Origin of the sequence: Falsiroseomonas sp. E2-1-a4, assembly GCF_051433165.1 — a bacterium.
In the GTDB taxonomy this organism is placed as follows: Bacteria; Pseudomonadota; Alphaproteobacteria; order Acetobacterales; family Acetobacteraceae; genus Falsiroseomonas.
This window is the reverse complement of record NZ_JBHMFS010000021.1, coordinates 1-15,032: the sequence shown is the minus strand read 5'-3', so window position 1 is coordinate 15,032 and position 15,032 is coordinate 1. Positions and strand designations below refer to the sequence as shown.

Here is a 15,032-nt window from a genome sequence, read left to right as displayed (position 1 = left end):
CTTCAGTCGCAGCGCACCGACATGCCACCATCCACCACCAGCTCCGTCCCGGTGATGAAGCGCGCCTCCTCGGACGCCAGGAACAGCACCGCATTGGCGGTGTCCCGGCCATCGCCGGCGAAACCGAGCGGGATGCGGGACAGGCGCTGCTTGATCAGCGCATCGACATCGCCCCCGGCACGCTGGCCGGCCAGGCGCACCTCCACCATCGGCGTGTGCATCTGCCCCGGCACCACGGTGTTCGCGCGGATGCCCTTGGTCGCGTACTGGATGGCGACGACGCGGGAGAACTGGATGACGCCCGCCTTGGACGCCGCATAGGCGACCTGCGCCGCGCCGGTCCAGCGGATACCGGAGGTGGAGGCCAGGTTGACGATGGCGCCGCCGCCGGCCGCCTCCATCACCGGAATCACATGCTTGCAGGTCAGGAACACGCTTTTCAGATTGTGGTCGATCTGCGCGTCCCACACCTCCTCCGCCATTTCCACCGGGCCGCCGGCGGCGGAGCCGCCGACATTGTTCACCAGGATGTCGATGCGGCCGTGATCGGCCACGATGCGGGCGACGAGCTGCGCGATCGCCGCGCTGTCCGTCACGTTGCATTCGGCCGCGTGGAAGATGCCCTGCACCTCCGCCACCCGTTCGGTGGTTTCATCCATCGCCGCCATGTCACGATCGACGCCGATGACGGTGGCACCTTCCCGCGCGAAGCCGACCGCGATGCCGCGGCCATTGCCCCATCCGGTGCCGACGGACCCCGCGCCGGTGACGAGGACGATCTTGCCGGCGAAACGTGCGGACATGCGGGGGGCTCCGTTCTTGGACGAGCGCCGATAGCGGGCTTCTCCACCACGTGCAACACACTTCCATCCTGCGGATGAAGTTGCTAGGCTTTTCGGGTGAGGAAACCCAAGGATCTGCCCGCGCCCCCTCGGCGCGTGCCCGCGACGGTGCCTGAGGCGCTGGGTGCGGAAGGCAATGTGCGCGCGGTGGACCGTGCCCTGGCGCTGCTCGACGCCTTCCGGGAGGAGGACGGGCCGCTGCCGCTGGCGGATCTCGCCCGGCGCAGCGGGCTGCACCTGACCACGGCGCTGCGGCTGCTCGGCACGCTGGAAAGCCACGGCTTCGTCACCCGCCTGCCCGCCGGCGGCTATGTGCTGGGCGCCACCCTGCTGCTTCTGGGCGAACGCTTCCGGCGCAGCCTGCGCCTCGATGACCATGTGCGCCCGGCGCTGGAACGGCTGCGCGCGGAAAGCGGCGAGAGCGCCACCTTCTTCGTCCGCGACGGCGACCGCCGCCGCTGCCTGTTCCGCCTGGAAAGCCCGCATCCGGTGCGCGATTTCGCGCGGGTGGGGGAGATGCAGCCGCTCGGCATCGGCGCGCATGGCCGCGCGCTGATGGCGCTGGAGCCGCCGCCCGGTGACCGCCCGCGCCTGCCGATCATCAGCCGGGGCGAGCGGCTGCAGGATGTCGCGGCCATCGCCGCTCCGGTGCTGGGGGCGGAGGGGGTGGTGGCCGGCTCGATCGGCCTGACCCTGCCGCTGTATCGCTTCGATGCCGCCGCGGAGCGGCTCTGCACGACGCTGGTGCTGCGGGAGGCGCTGGCGGTGACCGCGGCGCTGGGCGGCACCCCCGCACCGATCGCCGCTTTGGGAGATTCTGCATGGCGCGACTGACCCTGCCCGAACCCGCCGACCGCACGCCGGAACAGGCGGAAGCCTGCGCGGAGGCCGCCTCCGGCATCCGTGGCCGCGTGCCGGCGCCGATGATCGCCTGGATCCGCAACCCGGAACTGGCGCGCCGGGCCCAAAAGCTGGGCGAGCTGCTGCGCTATCAGACCACGCTGGAGCCGAAGCTGAGCGAGCTCGCCATCCTTGTCACCGCCCGGCACTGGACCTCCCATTACGAATGGACGGTGCATAAGCGGGAAGGGCTGAAGGCGGGCATGGACCCGGAGGTGGTGGCCGCCATCGCAGCCCGCCGCGAACCCGCGCTGGCCGATGCGCGGGAGCGGGCGGTGTATGATGTGGCGCGCACGCTGATCGGCACCGCAAGGCTGCCGAAGGCGCTGCATGACCACGGCACCGCGGTGCTCGGCGAACGCGGCATGGTCGAGCTGGTGGCGCTGCTCGGCTATTATTCCATGGTCGCGCTGACGCTGAATGCCTTCGAGATCGGGCTTCCTGAAGCCCATGCCGCGGAACTGGAGGCGCAAGCATGAGCACGCATTACCTGCCGGTGCGCGAGGCCTGGCTGGCCTCGACGCAGGAAGACATCCTCGACCCCGGCCAGATGATCGTCGATCCGCACCACCATCTGTGGGAACGGCCTGGCTGGCGCTACCTGCTGGATGACATGCTGGCCGATATCCGCAGCGGCCACGACGTGCGCGCCACCGTCTTCGTGCAGGCCCGCGCCATGCACCGCGCGGGTGGCCCGGTGGAAATGCAGCCGGTGGGGGAAACGGAATTCGCCAATGGCATCGCCGCCATGTGCGCCAGCGGTGGCTATGGCGATGTGCGGGTCTGCGCCGGCATCGTCGGCCACGCCGATCTGCGGCTGGGCGATGGGGTGCGGCCAGTGTTGGAGGCGCATATCCGCGCCGGCGGCGACCGCTTCCGCGGCATCCGCCACACCGCCACCTGGGACCCGGAGCCGGCGCTGCTGAACCCGGCCTACACCCCGGCCGAGGACATGCTGGACAGCGCGGGCTTCCGCGCCGGCTTCGCGCATCTGGCGCCGCTTGGCCTCAGCTACGATGCCTGGCTGTATTTCCACCAGATCCCCCGCCTGACGGCGCTGGCGCGCGTCTTCCCCGGCACGCCGATCGTGCTCGACCATTGCGGCGGCATCCTGGGGATCGGCCGTTTCACCGGGAAGCGGGACGAGGTTTTCGCCGAATGGTCGCGCCACATGCGCGACCTGGCCACCTGCCCGAACGTCATGGTCAAGCTCGGCGGGTTGGGCATGCGGCTGCCGGGCTTCGGGCTGGAGCAGGGCGCGGCCGCGCCGAGCTCGGCCCAGCTGGCCGAGGCCTGGCGGCCATGGATGGAAGCCTGCATCGAAATCTTCGGCACCAGCCGCTGCATGTTCGAGAGCAACTTCCCCGTCGACAAGGGCGGCTTCGGCTACGTCGCCGGCTGGAACGCCTTCAAGCGCCTGGCCCAGGATGCAAGCGCGGCCGAGAAGGCCGACCTGTTCTGGCGCAGCGCCACCCGTTTCTACCGTCTGCCAATCAACGAAGGAGGAAATTCATGATCCGACGTATTGCCCTCGGCGCCCTGCTCGGCGCGCTCACCGTATTGCCCGCCATGGCGCAGCCAGCCTGGCCGGACCGGCCGATCCGCCTGGTCGTGCCCTTCGGCCCCGGCGGCCCGAGCGACATCGTCGCCCGCCTGCTGGTGCCGCATATCTCGGCCACGCTCGGCCAGCCGGTGGTGGTGGAAAACCGCGCCGGGGCCGGTGGCGTCACCGGCGTCGATGCCATCGCCCGCGCGGCGCCGGATGGCTATATCTTCGGCATGGGCAGCGCCGGCGGGCTGGCGATCTCGCCCGGCCTTGATCGCGGCACGCCCTATAATCCGCTGACGGATCTCGCGCCGATCACCCTCGGCGTGCTGGTGCCGGAGCCGCTGGTGGTGCCGGCGGCGAGCAACTTCCGCACGATCCAGGAGCTGATCGCAGGCGCCAAGGCGCGGCCGAGCGCGCTGAATTTCGGCTCCACCGGTTCGGGCAGCATGCCGCATCTGGCCGCCGAACAGCTTCGCGCCGCGGCGGGGCTCGACATCGTGCACATCTCCTACCGCTCGGGCGGTGCGCTGTCCCTCGCGATCCTGAGCAATGAGGTGCAGCTCGGCTTCGCCGACCTGCCGGTGCTGCTCGGCCATATCCGCGGCGGCACGATGCGGGCGCTGGCGGTGGGCACGCCGGAGCGCCTGTCCTGGATCCCGGATGTGCCGACGATGCGCGAAGTGGGCCTGCCGGGGGTGGATGCCAGCAACTGGCACGGCTTTGTCGCGCCGGCGCGTACGCCGGAGCCGATCCTGGTGGCGCTGCACCGCGCGGTGGCCGGCGCGTTGAACGACGCCGAGATCCGCCGCCAGCTCGACGCACAGGGCGCGATGCCGGGCGGCAACAGCCGCGCCGAATTCGGTGCCTTCATGCGCAGCGAGCTGGAGAAGTGGGGTGCGGTGATCCGCGCCAACAACATCACCGCGGATTGAGGCGAGGCTATTCCGCGCGGATATTCGCCGCGCGGATCACCGGCGCCAGCACCGTCTTCTCCCGCGCGATGACCGCGGCGAAATCGGCGGGGCTGCCGCCGCCGAGGATGGCGCCCTGCTGCGCCAGGCGGCCGCCGATCGCCGGGTCGCGCAGCGCCTCGCTCACCGTCGCGGCCAGGCGCTGCACGATGGCATCATCGGTGCCGGCCGGGGCGACCAGACCGAAGGCAGTGCCGAAGGTAAAGTCGATGCCCTGCTCCGCCATGGTCGGCACGTCCGGCAATTGTGCCAGCCGCGTGCCGGTGGCGGCCGCCAGGGCGCGCACCTGCCCGCCGGTGATCTGGCCCAGGATGTTCGGCAGGTTGTCGATGATCAAGTCGATCTGCCCGCCGACGAGATCCGTGATGGCCGCAGCCGCGCCGCGGTAGGGCACGTGCTGGATGTCGGTTCCCGTGGTCTGTTTGAACAGCTCCAGCGCCAGATGCAGGCTGGTGCCCGGCCCGGCGGAGCCGCCCGTCAGCGTGCCCGGCGCGGCTTTTGCAGCGGCGACCAGCGCGGCCACATCCCGCCACGGCCGCTGCGGCCCGACGCAGAGCACCTTGGGCGTGCTGATCAGCAGCACGATGGGGGCGAAGGCCGTTTGCGTGTCGAAGGGCATGGAGCGGTAGATGTACTGGTTCACCGCCACCGGCCCGAGCGAACTGGCCAGCAGCGTGTGACCATCTGGCGCCGCCTTCGCCACCGCATCCGCGCCGATGTTCCCACCCGCGCCGGCCCGGTTCTCCACCACGAAGGGCTGGCCGAAACGCTCCGTCAGGCGTGGTGACAAGGCGCGGGCCAGCGTGTCCACCAGCCCGCCGGGCGGGAAGGGCACCACGATGCGGACCGGGCGCGTGGGCCAGCTTTGTCCGAGGGCGGGCGTGGCGAGCAAGGTGGCGGCGGCGAGGGTGGCGCGGCGTGTGATCGGCATGGTCCGGTTTCTCCCTGGTCCGGCCCGTTTTGATCAGGCCTTGTGGTAGAGCGTGGGGATCGCCGCATCGACGACGACCTCCACCAGCATTGGTCCCTCCGCCTGGCACGCCTCGCGCAGCGCGGCATCCAGCGCATCCGGGTGGGTCACGCGGATGGCGGGGCAGCCCATGCCCTCCGCGATCCGCACGAAGTCGAGGCCGGGCAGGTCGATGCCGGGAATGTCGCGCACCTGCATCGCCTGGCCGATGGAGCGCATGGCTCCGTAGCCGCCATTGTTGATGACCACCGTCGTCACCTTCAGCCCGTGCTGCACGGCGGTCCACAGCGCCTGGGGCGAATACATCATGGACCCGTCGCCGATCAGGCAGACCACGCGCTGATCGGGCTTCGCCAGCGCCACGCCGATGGCGGCCGGCAGGCTGTAGCCGAGGCCGCCGCTCGCCATGGTGAAGAAGCTGCCCCAGCGTGTGCGCGGCATCTGCGCCTGCATGGCCGGGCGATGCGACGGCGCTTCCTCCACCAGGATCGCATCCGCGGGCATGGCCAGGTGCAGGCGATGCAGCAGCCAGGCGGCGGGGATGGGATCAGCGGGTTGCGGTGGTGGGGCGTCCCTGCGCGGCGCAGGCGCGGCGCGCGCCATGGCAGGCAGCGCCGCGTGCAGCGCGGGGATGGCGAAGCGCAGGCTCCCCAAAATGCTGGTGCCGGCGGGCGCGCTGGCCGCGGTTTCGCCATCCGCGGTCAGGTGGAAAATGGGCACGCCGCTGCGAAAGATCGCGACCTCGCCCGCCACATGGAAGGTGAAGACCGGCGCGCCGACCACCAGCACGCAATCATGGGGCGCCAGCGCGTCGGAGATCGCCTGCGGCGCGGCGGCGAGGAAACCGGCAAACAGCGGGTGATTTTCGGGGAAGGCGATGCGGCTGGCGAAGGGGCTGGTCAGCACCGGCGCACCGATCGCCTCCGCCAGGGTCACGAAGGCGCCGCCCATACCCTCCTGGTCCACCTCCGGCCCCGCCACCAGCACCGGCCTGCGCGACGCCGCCAAGGCCTGCGCGGCCTGGCCGATCAACGCCGGGTCGGGCGCCACATCGGCGGACAGGATGCGCGGAATGGGCGCCTCGCAGGGCCGTCCCCAATCATCGGCGGGGACCGAGACGAAGCACGGTCCGCAGGGGCGGCGCTGCGCGATCCGAAAGGCCTGGGCGATGGCGGCGGGCACATCCTCGGCCCGCGCCGGCTCGATGCTGAACTTCACATAGGGTTTCGGGAAGCTCGCCGCCTCCGTCGCGCCAAGGAAGGGCTGGTTCGGCAGCAGCGCGCGCACCTGCTGGCCCGCGGTGATGACCAGCGGCGCCTGGTTGCGCTGCGCGGTGAAGATATTGCCCAGCGCATGGCCGACGCCGGCGGCCGAGTGCAGGTTGACGAAGGCCGCCTGGCCGGTGGCGCGGGCGAAGCCATCCGCCATGCCCACCACGCAGGCTTCCTGCAGGCCGAGGATGTAGCGGAAATCACCCGGAAACCGGTCGAGGAACGGCATCTCGGTCGAGCCCGGATTGCCGAAGATGGTGGTGACGCCGAGCGACCGCAGCAGATCCAGCGTTGCCTGGCGCACCGTCGGCATGAATGGTCCCTGCTTCCCGGGGTTCCTCGGCGCCGAGCATAGGTGGCGCGCGCGCGGCGCCGCAAGCCGGCTCGGCAGGCGCGGGGAGAATGGGCTATGCCTGCGGGGCGCATCGGAGCAGGGCAGCATGGACAGCATCAGCATCGCACGGCCGGAGGATGTCGGCCTGTCCACCACCCGGCTTGCCCGCATCGATGCGTGGCGGGACGGGCTGGTGGCGGATGGCAAGCTGGCCGGCGCCACCACGCTGGTGATGCGCCACGGCCAGGTGGCGCACTGCGCCAGCAGCGGCCTGGCGGATCTGGCGCGCGGCGTGGCGATGACGCCCACGACCATCCACCGCATCTTTTCGATGACCAAGCCGCTCACCAGCGTCGCCATCATGATGCTGTATGAGGAAGGGCGCTTTCAACTCGACGACCCGATCAGTCGCTTCCTGCCGTACTTCGCCAACCAGCGTGTCTGCACCGGCGGGGCGCGCGGCAAGGTGGATACCGTGCCGGCGATGCGCGGCATCACCTTCCGGGATCTGCTGACGCATACATCGGGCCTCACCTACGGCTTCATGCAGGCCACGGCGGTGGATGCTATGTATCGCGACCAGGGCATCGATTTCGGCGGCGCGGAGACGTCGCTTGGCGAGGTGGTGGAGGCTCTGGCGAAACTGCCGCTGATCGCGGAGCCGGGCACGGCGTGGAATTACTCGGTGTCCACCGATGTGCTTGGCTATCTGGTGGAAGTTCTTTCCGGCCAGCCCTTCCCGGTGTTCCTGAAGCAGCGGCTGATCGACCCGCTCGGCATGGTGGATACGGATTTCCATGTGCGGGACGGGCAGGGCGCGCGTCTCGCGGCGAATTATGCGCTCGGCGCCGACCGCGCGCTGAAGCTGATCGATGACCCCGCCACCAGCCGCTACCTGACCCCGCGAAATGTGCATTCCGGCGGCGGCGGGCTGGTTTCCACCGCGGCGGATTACCTGCGCTTCTGCCGCATGCTGCTGAACAGGGGCGCGCTGGACGGCACGCGCTATCTCGGTCGCAAGACGGTGGAGCTGATGATGTCGAACCACCTGCGCGGTGACATGGCTGCGATGGGCCAGCCGCGCTGGTCCGAAAGCACGGCGGAGGGCATCGGTTTCGGCCTCGGCTTCTCCGTCACGCTGGATCCGGCGCGGGCGCAGATTCTCGGCACGCCGGGCGAATGCGCCTGGGGTGGCGCCGCCAGCACCGCCTTCTGGGTGGACCCGGCGGAGGATATGGCGGTGATCCTGCTGACCCAGCTCATGCCGTCTTCCACCTGGCCGCTGCGACGGGAGCTGCGGGTGCTGAGCTACCAGGCCGTGGTGGATTGAGCGGCTACAGGTTCCGCCGCGCTGCGCGCAGTGTCGGCAGGCCGATCCCCGTCGCCTCGAAGCCGCCATCCACGGCGATGACCTGGCCGGTCAGGTAGCTGGCGCGGTCGCCGCACAGGAACAGGATGGTCTCCGCCAGCTCGCTCTCCAGCCCGTAGCGGTTGAGCGGGATGGTGTCGTGGTAGTCGCGCCGGATTTCCGGCGTGTGCACCGCCTTCGCCATGGCGGTATCCACCGGCCCGGGCGCCACCGCATTCACGCGGATACCCATGCCCGCCAGCTCCACCGCCTGCTGCTTGGTCAGATGCGCCAGCGCGGCCTTGCTGGTCCCGTAGGCGACCCGCAAGGTGGAGGCGCGCAGGCCGGAGATGGAGGTGATGTTCACCACCGCCCCGCCACCGCCTTCCGCCATCAGCGGTGCCGCCGCCTGCACGGCCAGGAAGGGCGCGGTGAGGTTGACGGCCAGCACCCGCGCCCATTCCGCCGCGGTGGTGTCGAGCATCGGCTTGAACACGGCAGTGCCGGCATTGTTCACCAGCGCATCCAGCCGTCCGAAATGGGCGTGCGCGCGGTGGATGGCCGCCGACAGCGCGGGCGCATCGGCCACGTCGCAGGACAGCGCCAGAGTCGCGTCCGGTTGGGCGATGTCTGCCATTGCGGCATCGAGCAGCCCTGCCTCGATATCCAGCAGCGCCACGCGCCAGCCTTCCGCTAGGAAGCGTCGCGCCGTGGCCAGGCCGATGCCGCGGGCCGCGCCGGTGATCAGGACAACGCGCATCAGGCCCTCCCCCTCCGCAGGCAACCCGGCCGGCGTAGCGCGGTTGTGCCGCCACGCCGCAGCCTCGGCGGCTCACGTTGGAAGGATGCCTCACCCGATGCAAGCCTGGCTGCCGGAGTCCGTGTACGATTCCGATCTACGCTCGTAATATCCGAGACCCATATCTCCGAGACCATGACAGAGGGCGGCACGGAGGAGGCGGCGCCTGTCGTCGCGGCCGTCATCACCGGCATCGGCTTCATCGGTGCCGGCGCGATCATGATGGGTGGCAAGGAGATTCATGGCACGGCGACCGCGCCAGCATCTGGGCAACCGGCGCGATCGGGGCCGCGGTCGCGCTCGGCAGCTACCATGTGGCGGTGACAGTCTGCCTGTTCACCGCGGTGACGCTGTATTTGCTGACACCGCTGACGCGGCGAGCCGAGTCCGGGCCGGGCGCCGGCGAGGGGTGAAGCCGCCGCCTCTCAACCTTTGGCGCCGCAACCTGGCGCGTTCAGCTGGGCTTTTGCACCGACCATAGCGTCTCACTGACATCGAGGGGCATGCCGTAGCGCTTCGCCAGGGCCTCCGCCTCGGTCATCACATCTGGCCATTGCTGCGAATAATCATGCCCCGCCACCACCCCGCCAGGCCGGACGTGATCCGACCAGAATTTGATGTTTCTGGAAAGCAATGGGTTTGTATGGACTGCGTCTTCGACATACAGGTCGACAGGGCGTGACCAATCCTGCGCTATTTGTGGGCTGTATCCTTGCATCATCAGAATATTGGGGCAATCCGCGGTAAAGGCGCGGAAGGCATCCGGGCCAAATTCCGGGGCGGCGAAAGGCTTTTCAACCAACCGGACGATCCAGCCCGTCCTTTCCCATGGATCGATGCAGTATACGGTGACGCTGGGCGCACAATGCTGTGCCAGGTGCCAGGAGGATAATCCATATAGCGATCCGACCTCGACGATGACACCATTGGGCGGCACCGCGCGCGCCAGGGTTATCAACCGGCCTAGCTCCGCATCGGTCATCTGGCCCGGGATCGTGCGATCGATCCGAATTGCAGGTTCGGCTGGCGCGGCGGCACCAAGTCTGGTTTCCAGGGCTGCCATATGATCGTGCATGGCCGCAAGTTTGCTACCCTCGCCGACACCGCGATTGAAGTGGAGCAGTCCCCTGCGTTGCGTATCGGCTCGTGGCGTTTCACGTCCCAGATGCCGGACATGCGGTGTGAGAGTGCGGTAATCCCCGAGGCTCTGCTTCTGCAGCAGATAACTCAGGAAGGGCTGATCGCCGAGGCGCGGATTAAAATCCGCCTCCGATGCGGGGTAGCCCGACATGACAGCGCAGAGCTGACGAAATACAGGCATCGCGGCAGCCTTACTGGGAAACCCGAAGCATCCAGAGTTTATCGCGAGCAACGGCCTGTCAAAGGGCGGATGCTTTTCCAGCAGCGGTCGGCCAAACCAGACAGACGAAGTCTCAGCCATGTCCGTGACGGGGCGGTCCGCCAGAACATCCTGCGCTTGTCCGCCTTCCAGCGCGACATGGAAGCCGCCCCGGGCATTCATCGCTTCCAGCAGCGGCATTATTGGCGCGTCGCAGAGAATGTCGGTATCAAGGTAGAGGACTGGCTGGAAGGGTTCGATCGGCAAATCCGAAAGATCGTACCGGGCGGAGAGCATGGCCATGCGCTGCGCGCTTTGTGCCCCGGTATTGCGGGATACGAAAAGCATTCGCGGGATCAGTTCCAAGGGTATGAGGGAACGTAAGGCCGCTTTGGGCCTATCAGAGATTAGCAGGACATGACCCGAATACTCGCCGAAGGTTGCGATCGACCGCAATGCCACCGCGAGCTGATTGAACTGATCTTCCTCGCCGAAGGCACACAGGTAGATGAGGGGGCGAAACAAACGGGCGGTTTCGGCGCGCCAGCCTGAATGGACCACACGAAGCTGGCGCAGCATCCCGCCGGTACGGTCCAGCACGAAGTTGTCCTCATGGCGATCGAGCGCAATTTTCCAGGGGCCGAACCGCAGCCGGAAATCATCCGATACGCCGATATCCGCGGGCCGGACAAGGCGACCATCGGGCAGGGACCAGCTCTCCGCCGCAAGGTCGCAAGGTCGCAAAGCCGATCCTGCTCAAGCGGCAGGAAGCTTGTGGCCCCGATCTCATTCGATGCCGTGAAGGTGCCGTTCGGGAGCGCCGATAGCTTGTTGCCATCGCGAAGCACTTCGCAAAGGCGTCCACCCTCCACCGGGCGAGCCCACAGGCCCTGGATGTCGTCGGTGAGGCCAAAATCCGGGCGGATCCAAAAATTCCGCGGCGTGGAGCGGATGGGGCCATGGCCGAGATGGCCATCATTGCGCCGAAAAACCAGGGTGCCCAGCCGCGTGATCAGATGTCGCATGTCAGCTCCAATCCAGACGGTAAGCGGCGCCATCAGACAAAATGCAAGGGTATCTGGCGCCAGGCAAAACGCGAATACGCATGCTCCACCCCGCAGGATCGCATTCGTCAAGGTAGCGGCTTCTGCACGCGGGTTTGAGAAGTCTCCGCTGAGCGGCTGAACGCGTCGGCGGCACTGACCTGATCGTCGCCGCCTATCGCATGAGGTCGCCCACCGCCGTGCAAATGGCGTGGCACACCCGAAGACGGGGTCAGACCGGCAGGCGAAATGGTTGCGATGGTGTCCCCGGCGGGCGCCATTCAGTCAAACCAGCCTGCATCAGAGCGACGCAAGGCACCCCCAGAGCGCCGGCCTTAAGGCAAGTCGTAAGAAGCCTTTGCATCAGTATGTTCCACCCTGATACTGAATGACATTGCAGGCGCCGAGTGTGGGGGATAGTGTGGGGACTGTGGGGGATGGGCTTCCCTCGACACATACCCCGGAGCGGCGGCAATGGCTGGCAATCTCGACGCAAAGACGGTGGAAGCGGCAAAGAAGCGGGCCGCGCACTATCGCTTGTCAGATGGCGGCGGGCTGCTGCTGGAAGTGCGGCCGAGCGGGGCGCGTATGTGGCTTGTACGGCTGACGGTGGACGGAAAGCGGCGGGATGTGGGCCTGGGTGGCTATCCTGGCGTGAGCCTCAAGGAAGCGCGCGAGAAGGCGGCAGCGGCGCGCAAGATTGCAGCCGATGGCGGTGATCCGGTGGTGGAGCGCGAGCGGCTTGAGCGGGAACAGGCTGCGCAGCGCAAGGCCGCCGCCGAGGCCGAGACGCGGACATTCCGCACGGTGGCGCTGGCCTGTATTGAGGCGGAGGCGCCCGGCTGGAAGAATGAGCGGACGGAGCTTATCTGGCACAATTCGCTTGAGCGATGGGCCTTTCCTGAACTCGGCAAGATGCCGGTTGCCGAGGTGGATCGCGCTGCGGTGCTTCGTGCGGTGGGTGAGGTATGGCGCACTCGGCCGGCGACTGGGCGAAAGGTCGTGCGCCGCATCGCTGCCATCCTCCGCTATGCCGCCGCGCATGGCTGGCGCGCGAATGACAATCCGGCCGACGCGCGGATGCTCCGCTATGCCGGGCTTCCCGCGCTGGCGGGTGGCCGAAAGCAGCCTTCCTTGCCCTGGGCGCGGCTGCCGGCCTTCATGGCGGCGCTTGACGCCATGCCGGGGCTTGGGGCGCTGGCGCTGCGTCTTGTGGTGTTGACCGCGCTGCGCTCCGGTGAGGTGCGGAATGCCCGGTGGTCCTGGCTTTCGTTCGATGGTGTGCCGACGCTGACGGTCCCGGGCGAGGTAATGAAGGGCAAAAAGACAGGCGAAGTGATGCCGCATCGCGTGCCGCTTTCCGATGCGGCGCTTGAGACGCTGGCGCGGGCCTACGGAGAAGCAAACGGCACCACCGCGACCGTGGCCGAATTGCCGAAGCTGGCCGCCCTGGCGCGGGATGCCCTGATCTTTCCGAGCGCCAAGCGCACCACGCCGCTTTCTGATATGGCGCTTTCTGCCGTCATGCGGCGCATGAATGCCGACAAGCCGGAGGATGCACCGGCACCCTGGCGCGATGCTGACGGGCGCGTGGCGGTGCCGCACGGCTTCCGTGCCACCTTCTCGACATGGGTGGATGACACCCGCCCGCATGAGCGGGAGGCGGCTGAGAAGGCGCTGGCGCATGAGGTGGCGAACAAGGTGAGCGGGGCTTACCGGCGCTCCGACCTGTTCGATCGGCGCCAGCCGCTTATGCGCGATTGGGCGGAGCATTGCGGCAGCGGACCGAAGCGGCAGCAGGGCGCCCGGACTGCCGCATGATAGCGCTGGCGAGACGTGAAAAGCGGGGCTGTAAATTTATGTCTGGCAACGCTGGTAACGGTGGCAACAATGGCTGTTTTGTAGGGCCTTGCTGGCGTTGCCACCTCCAAATCGCCACTGGCAACGGTGGTAACGGGGAGCGCGAGGTGGCGGCGTAGGGGCGCAGAGATGGAGGTGAGGAACGAGATTTGACGTTGCGCGCGCATGCCGGCGATGCAAACTCAAGCCCCGCATCCACTGAGGCCACGCCGTGCGCTGTGTGATTTGCCTTGCCGTGTTGGTGTCCCTTTCCGGGGCGGTGCGGGCGCAACCTTTCGTGGCGTTTGGCAACGCAACGGCAGATTGCGGCGCGGTCGTCGCGGCTATTGCTGGTGAGCGGGCTGAGTGGGCGCGGCAGGGACAGACACAGCAAGCAAATCAGATTTATACGCGTGCTTACGCAGGGATATTCGGCGTAGTGACCGGCGTCATGACTGGCGCCAACTGGCAATCCACAACCCCAATTTTTGGACCAATGAATATTCTAAGCCGCATGCTATTTATCGAGCAGCATTGTACCCGGAATCCCCTGGATACGCTCATGTCGGCAATTTATGCTCTCGAAGCTGCCGAGAAGCAGCGTTAGCTTCCATTTATCGTTTGTGAGCGTCTGCGCGCCTCTCGCTCTGAAAAATGCCGCGCATATGCTATCTTCACACTCGGCGGGGCTAGGTTTGGCCGCCGAACGCCCGGATTCCGAACGGGCCGCCCCGCCGCATTTCATTCGGAACGCCCATCGGAGGCGCATGGATGTTTATCCCGGACGGCTACGTGTCGCTTAGCGGCGCCCTTGAATATGTCGCCCGGATGCGGGAGCCGGAAGCGGTGGAGACGCTGACGCCTGATGGCTTTGCATTTTTGGCGCGTGTGGATGCTGCCTTGCGCCCGCGCATCGCGCCACCGGCTGCGCCTATCCGTTCAATCCGTGCGGGTCCATCGCTCGGCCCGGTGCGCGACCTCCGCCCTGCCGATCCCATGCCCGCCACCACCGCACAACCGTCGCCCGAAGCGAAGGCGGAAATAGAGGCGCGATTGAAGCTGTGGGGCGAGGCGCGGCAGAAGCTGGCCGGGGCGCGGGTCAATGCGCGTGCCGATCTTGTGCAGGCGCTCATCTCCGGCAGCGTAAGGGCGGCAGCGGTGCGCGAGGATGGAATCCTTGTCACGATGGAAGCGGCTGCTTGGCGCTCACTGTTCTCGCGCCCGCCGATGCGTGACCTCCGACCGTTTGCAGAAGCGATAGAGGGCCGCACCGTGCCGGTAGGTTCCAAGCCGAACGGGGCTCCGGCCGCGTGGGGACAACCAATCATCGCAAAAGCCGACCTAGCCGGCTGGTGCGGCGCACCCGCAGAAACTGAGCCGTGCGAGCGCCCGCAATGCTGGCGTGGCACCGCCGCACTGCAAGGCGAAACCCCAACCAAAGCACAAGGCGCAATACTCGGTGGCATAGCAAGTGAGCGGCGCTTGGAGAGGTGGCTTGTGGAGGCCATGACTGCCGAACCGAACAACCCCGTCCCAAAACTCGAAATGCGTAGCCGTGCGACGCAGTATCCCGAAATCTCAGTTTCTGAGCGGGGGTTCGAGCGCGCGTGGGCCGCGGCAGTCAAAGTGTCGAAGGCGGTGGCTTGGGCAACCCCTGGGCGCCGGAAATCGTCGCAGTAATCGCAGCCATAATCGCCGCACCTAATCGCCTCGCCAGCTTTATCGCGGCAGGATTTTATCCCGTATTCTCAAGGCCCATCCATGGCGCAGAGCGAGGCACTTCCGCCCGCTGAGCGTCATGAGGTGGCACCTTGGCTTCCCAGAAAA

At 67.7% G+C, this 15,032-nt stretch carries 14 protein-coding genes; 9 read left to right on the top strand and 5 right to left on the bottom strand.

Annotated features, from left to right (window positions below):
- Positions 1–2: 2 nt before the first annotated feature.
- Positions 3–803 (bottom strand): SDR family NAD(P)-dependent oxidoreductase, encoded by an 801-nt coding sequence (locus ACFHNC_RS19790; protein WP_437170967.1) that lies wholly within the window; start codon positions 801–803, stop codon positions 3–5.
- Positions 804–899: 96 nt separating this feature from the next.
- Here ACFHNC_RS19790 and ACFHNC_RS19785 point away from each other — a divergent pair, with 96 nt between their 5' ends.
- Genes ACFHNC_RS19785 through ACFHNC_RS19770 form a run of 4 tightly spaced genes read left to right on the top strand, consistent with a single transcriptional unit; the run spans position 900 to position 4,223 of the window.
- Positions 900–1,676 (top strand): IclR family transcriptional regulator, encoded by a 777-nt coding sequence (locus tag ACFHNC_RS19785; protein WP_437170966.1) that lies wholly within the window; start codon positions 900–902, stop codon positions 1,674–1,676.
- Complete coding sequence (locus tag ACFHNC_RS19780; RefSeq protein ID WP_437170965.1) at positions 1,664–2,221, top strand: carboxymuconolactone decarboxylase family protein; 558 nt, start codon at positions 1,664–1,666, stop codon at positions 2,219–2,221. The genes ACFHNC_RS19785 and ACFHNC_RS19780 overlap by 13 nt, the downstream gene beginning before the upstream one ends.
- Positions 2,218–3,258: an amidohydrolase family protein gene (locus tag ACFHNC_RS19775; RefSeq protein WP_437170964.1), complete on the top strand. Its 1,041-nt coding sequence runs from the start codon at positions 2,218–2,220 to the stop codon at positions 3,256–3,258. The genes ACFHNC_RS19780 and ACFHNC_RS19775 overlap by 4 nt, the downstream gene beginning before the upstream one ends.
- Complete coding sequence (locus ACFHNC_RS19770; protein ID WP_437170963.1) at positions 3,255–4,223, top strand: Bug family tripartite tricarboxylate transporter substrate binding protein; 969 nt, start codon at positions 3,255–3,257, stop codon at positions 4,221–4,223. The genes ACFHNC_RS19775 and ACFHNC_RS19770 overlap by 4 nt, the downstream gene beginning before the upstream one ends.
- A gap of 7 nt (positions 4,224–4,230) precedes the next feature.
- Here ACFHNC_RS19770 and ACFHNC_RS19765 read toward each other — a convergent pair whose 3' ends face one another.
- Positions 4,231–5,193, bottom strand: a complete 963-nt coding sequence (locus ACFHNC_RS19765) for a Bug family tripartite tricarboxylate transporter substrate binding protein (RefSeq protein ID WP_437170962.1) — start codon at positions 5,191–5,193, stop codon at positions 4,231–4,233.
- 33 nt (positions 5,194–5,226) lie between these two features.
- Positions 5,227–6,816 carry a benzoylformate decarboxylase gene (gene mdlC, locus ACFHNC_RS19760; protein ID WP_437170961.1) on the bottom strand — a complete coding sequence of 530 codons (1,590 nt, stop codon included), beginning with the start codon at positions 6,814–6,816 and terminating at the stop codon, positions 5,227–5,229.
- Between the two features lie 127 nt (positions 6,817–6,943).
- Between mdlC and ACFHNC_RS19755 the strand changes: the two genes are divergently transcribed.
- Positions 6,944–8,167 (top strand): serine hydrolase domain-containing protein, encoded by a 1,224-nt coding sequence (locus ACFHNC_RS19755; RefSeq protein ID WP_437170960.1) that lies wholly within the window; start codon positions 6,944–6,946, stop codon positions 8,165–8,167.
- A gap of 4 nt (positions 8,168–8,171) precedes the next feature.
- On the opposite strand, the gene ACFHNC_RS19750 is transcribed toward ACFHNC_RS19755, so the two are convergent.
- Both ACFHNC_RS19750 and ACFHNC_RS19745 read right to left on the bottom strand, forming a co-directional pair.
- Positions 8,172–8,945: an SDR family NAD(P)-dependent oxidoreductase gene (locus tag ACFHNC_RS19750; protein WP_437170959.1), complete on the bottom strand. Its 774-nt coding sequence runs from the start codon at positions 8,943–8,945 to the stop codon at positions 8,172–8,174.
- Between the two features lie 493 nt (positions 8,946–9,438).
- The gene (locus ACFHNC_RS19745) at positions 9,439–11,067 is read right to left on the bottom strand and encodes a class I SAM-dependent methyltransferase (RefSeq protein WP_437170958.1); all 1,629 of its coding nucleotides are present in this window, start codon (positions 11,065–11,067) and stop codon (positions 9,439–9,441) included.
- Between the two features lie 215 nt (positions 11,068–11,282).
- On the opposite strand from ACFHNC_RS19745, the gene ACFHNC_RS19740 reads away from it, so the two are divergent.
- The 4 genes from ACFHNC_RS19740 to ACFHNC_RS19725 all read left to right on the top strand — a co-directional run bounded on the left by ACFHNC_RS19740 (position 11,283) and on the right by ACFHNC_RS19725 (position 14,885).
- On the top strand, positions 11,283–11,486 hold the full coding sequence (locus ACFHNC_RS19740) for a hypothetical protein (protein WP_437170957.1): 204 nt from the start codon (positions 11,283–11,285) through the stop codon (positions 11,484–11,486).
- A 354-nt stretch (positions 11,487–11,840) separates the two neighbouring features.
- Positions 11,841–13,187, top strand: coding sequence for a tyrosine-type recombinase/integrase (locus ACFHNC_RS19735; protein ID WP_437170956.1), 1,347 nt, complete (start codon positions 11,841–11,843; stop codon positions 13,185–13,187).
- 274 nt (positions 13,188–13,461) lie between these two features.
- Positions 13,462–13,812: a hypothetical protein gene (locus ACFHNC_RS19730; RefSeq protein ID WP_437170955.1), complete on the top strand. Its 351-nt coding sequence runs from the start codon at positions 13,462–13,464 to the stop codon at positions 13,810–13,812.
- Between the two features lie 164 nt (positions 13,813–13,976).
- Positions 13,977–14,885: a hypothetical protein gene (locus tag ACFHNC_RS19725; protein WP_437170954.1), complete on the top strand. Its 909-nt coding sequence runs from the start codon at positions 13,977–13,979 to the stop codon at positions 14,883–14,885.
- Positions 14,886–15,032: the final 147 nt, after the last annotated feature.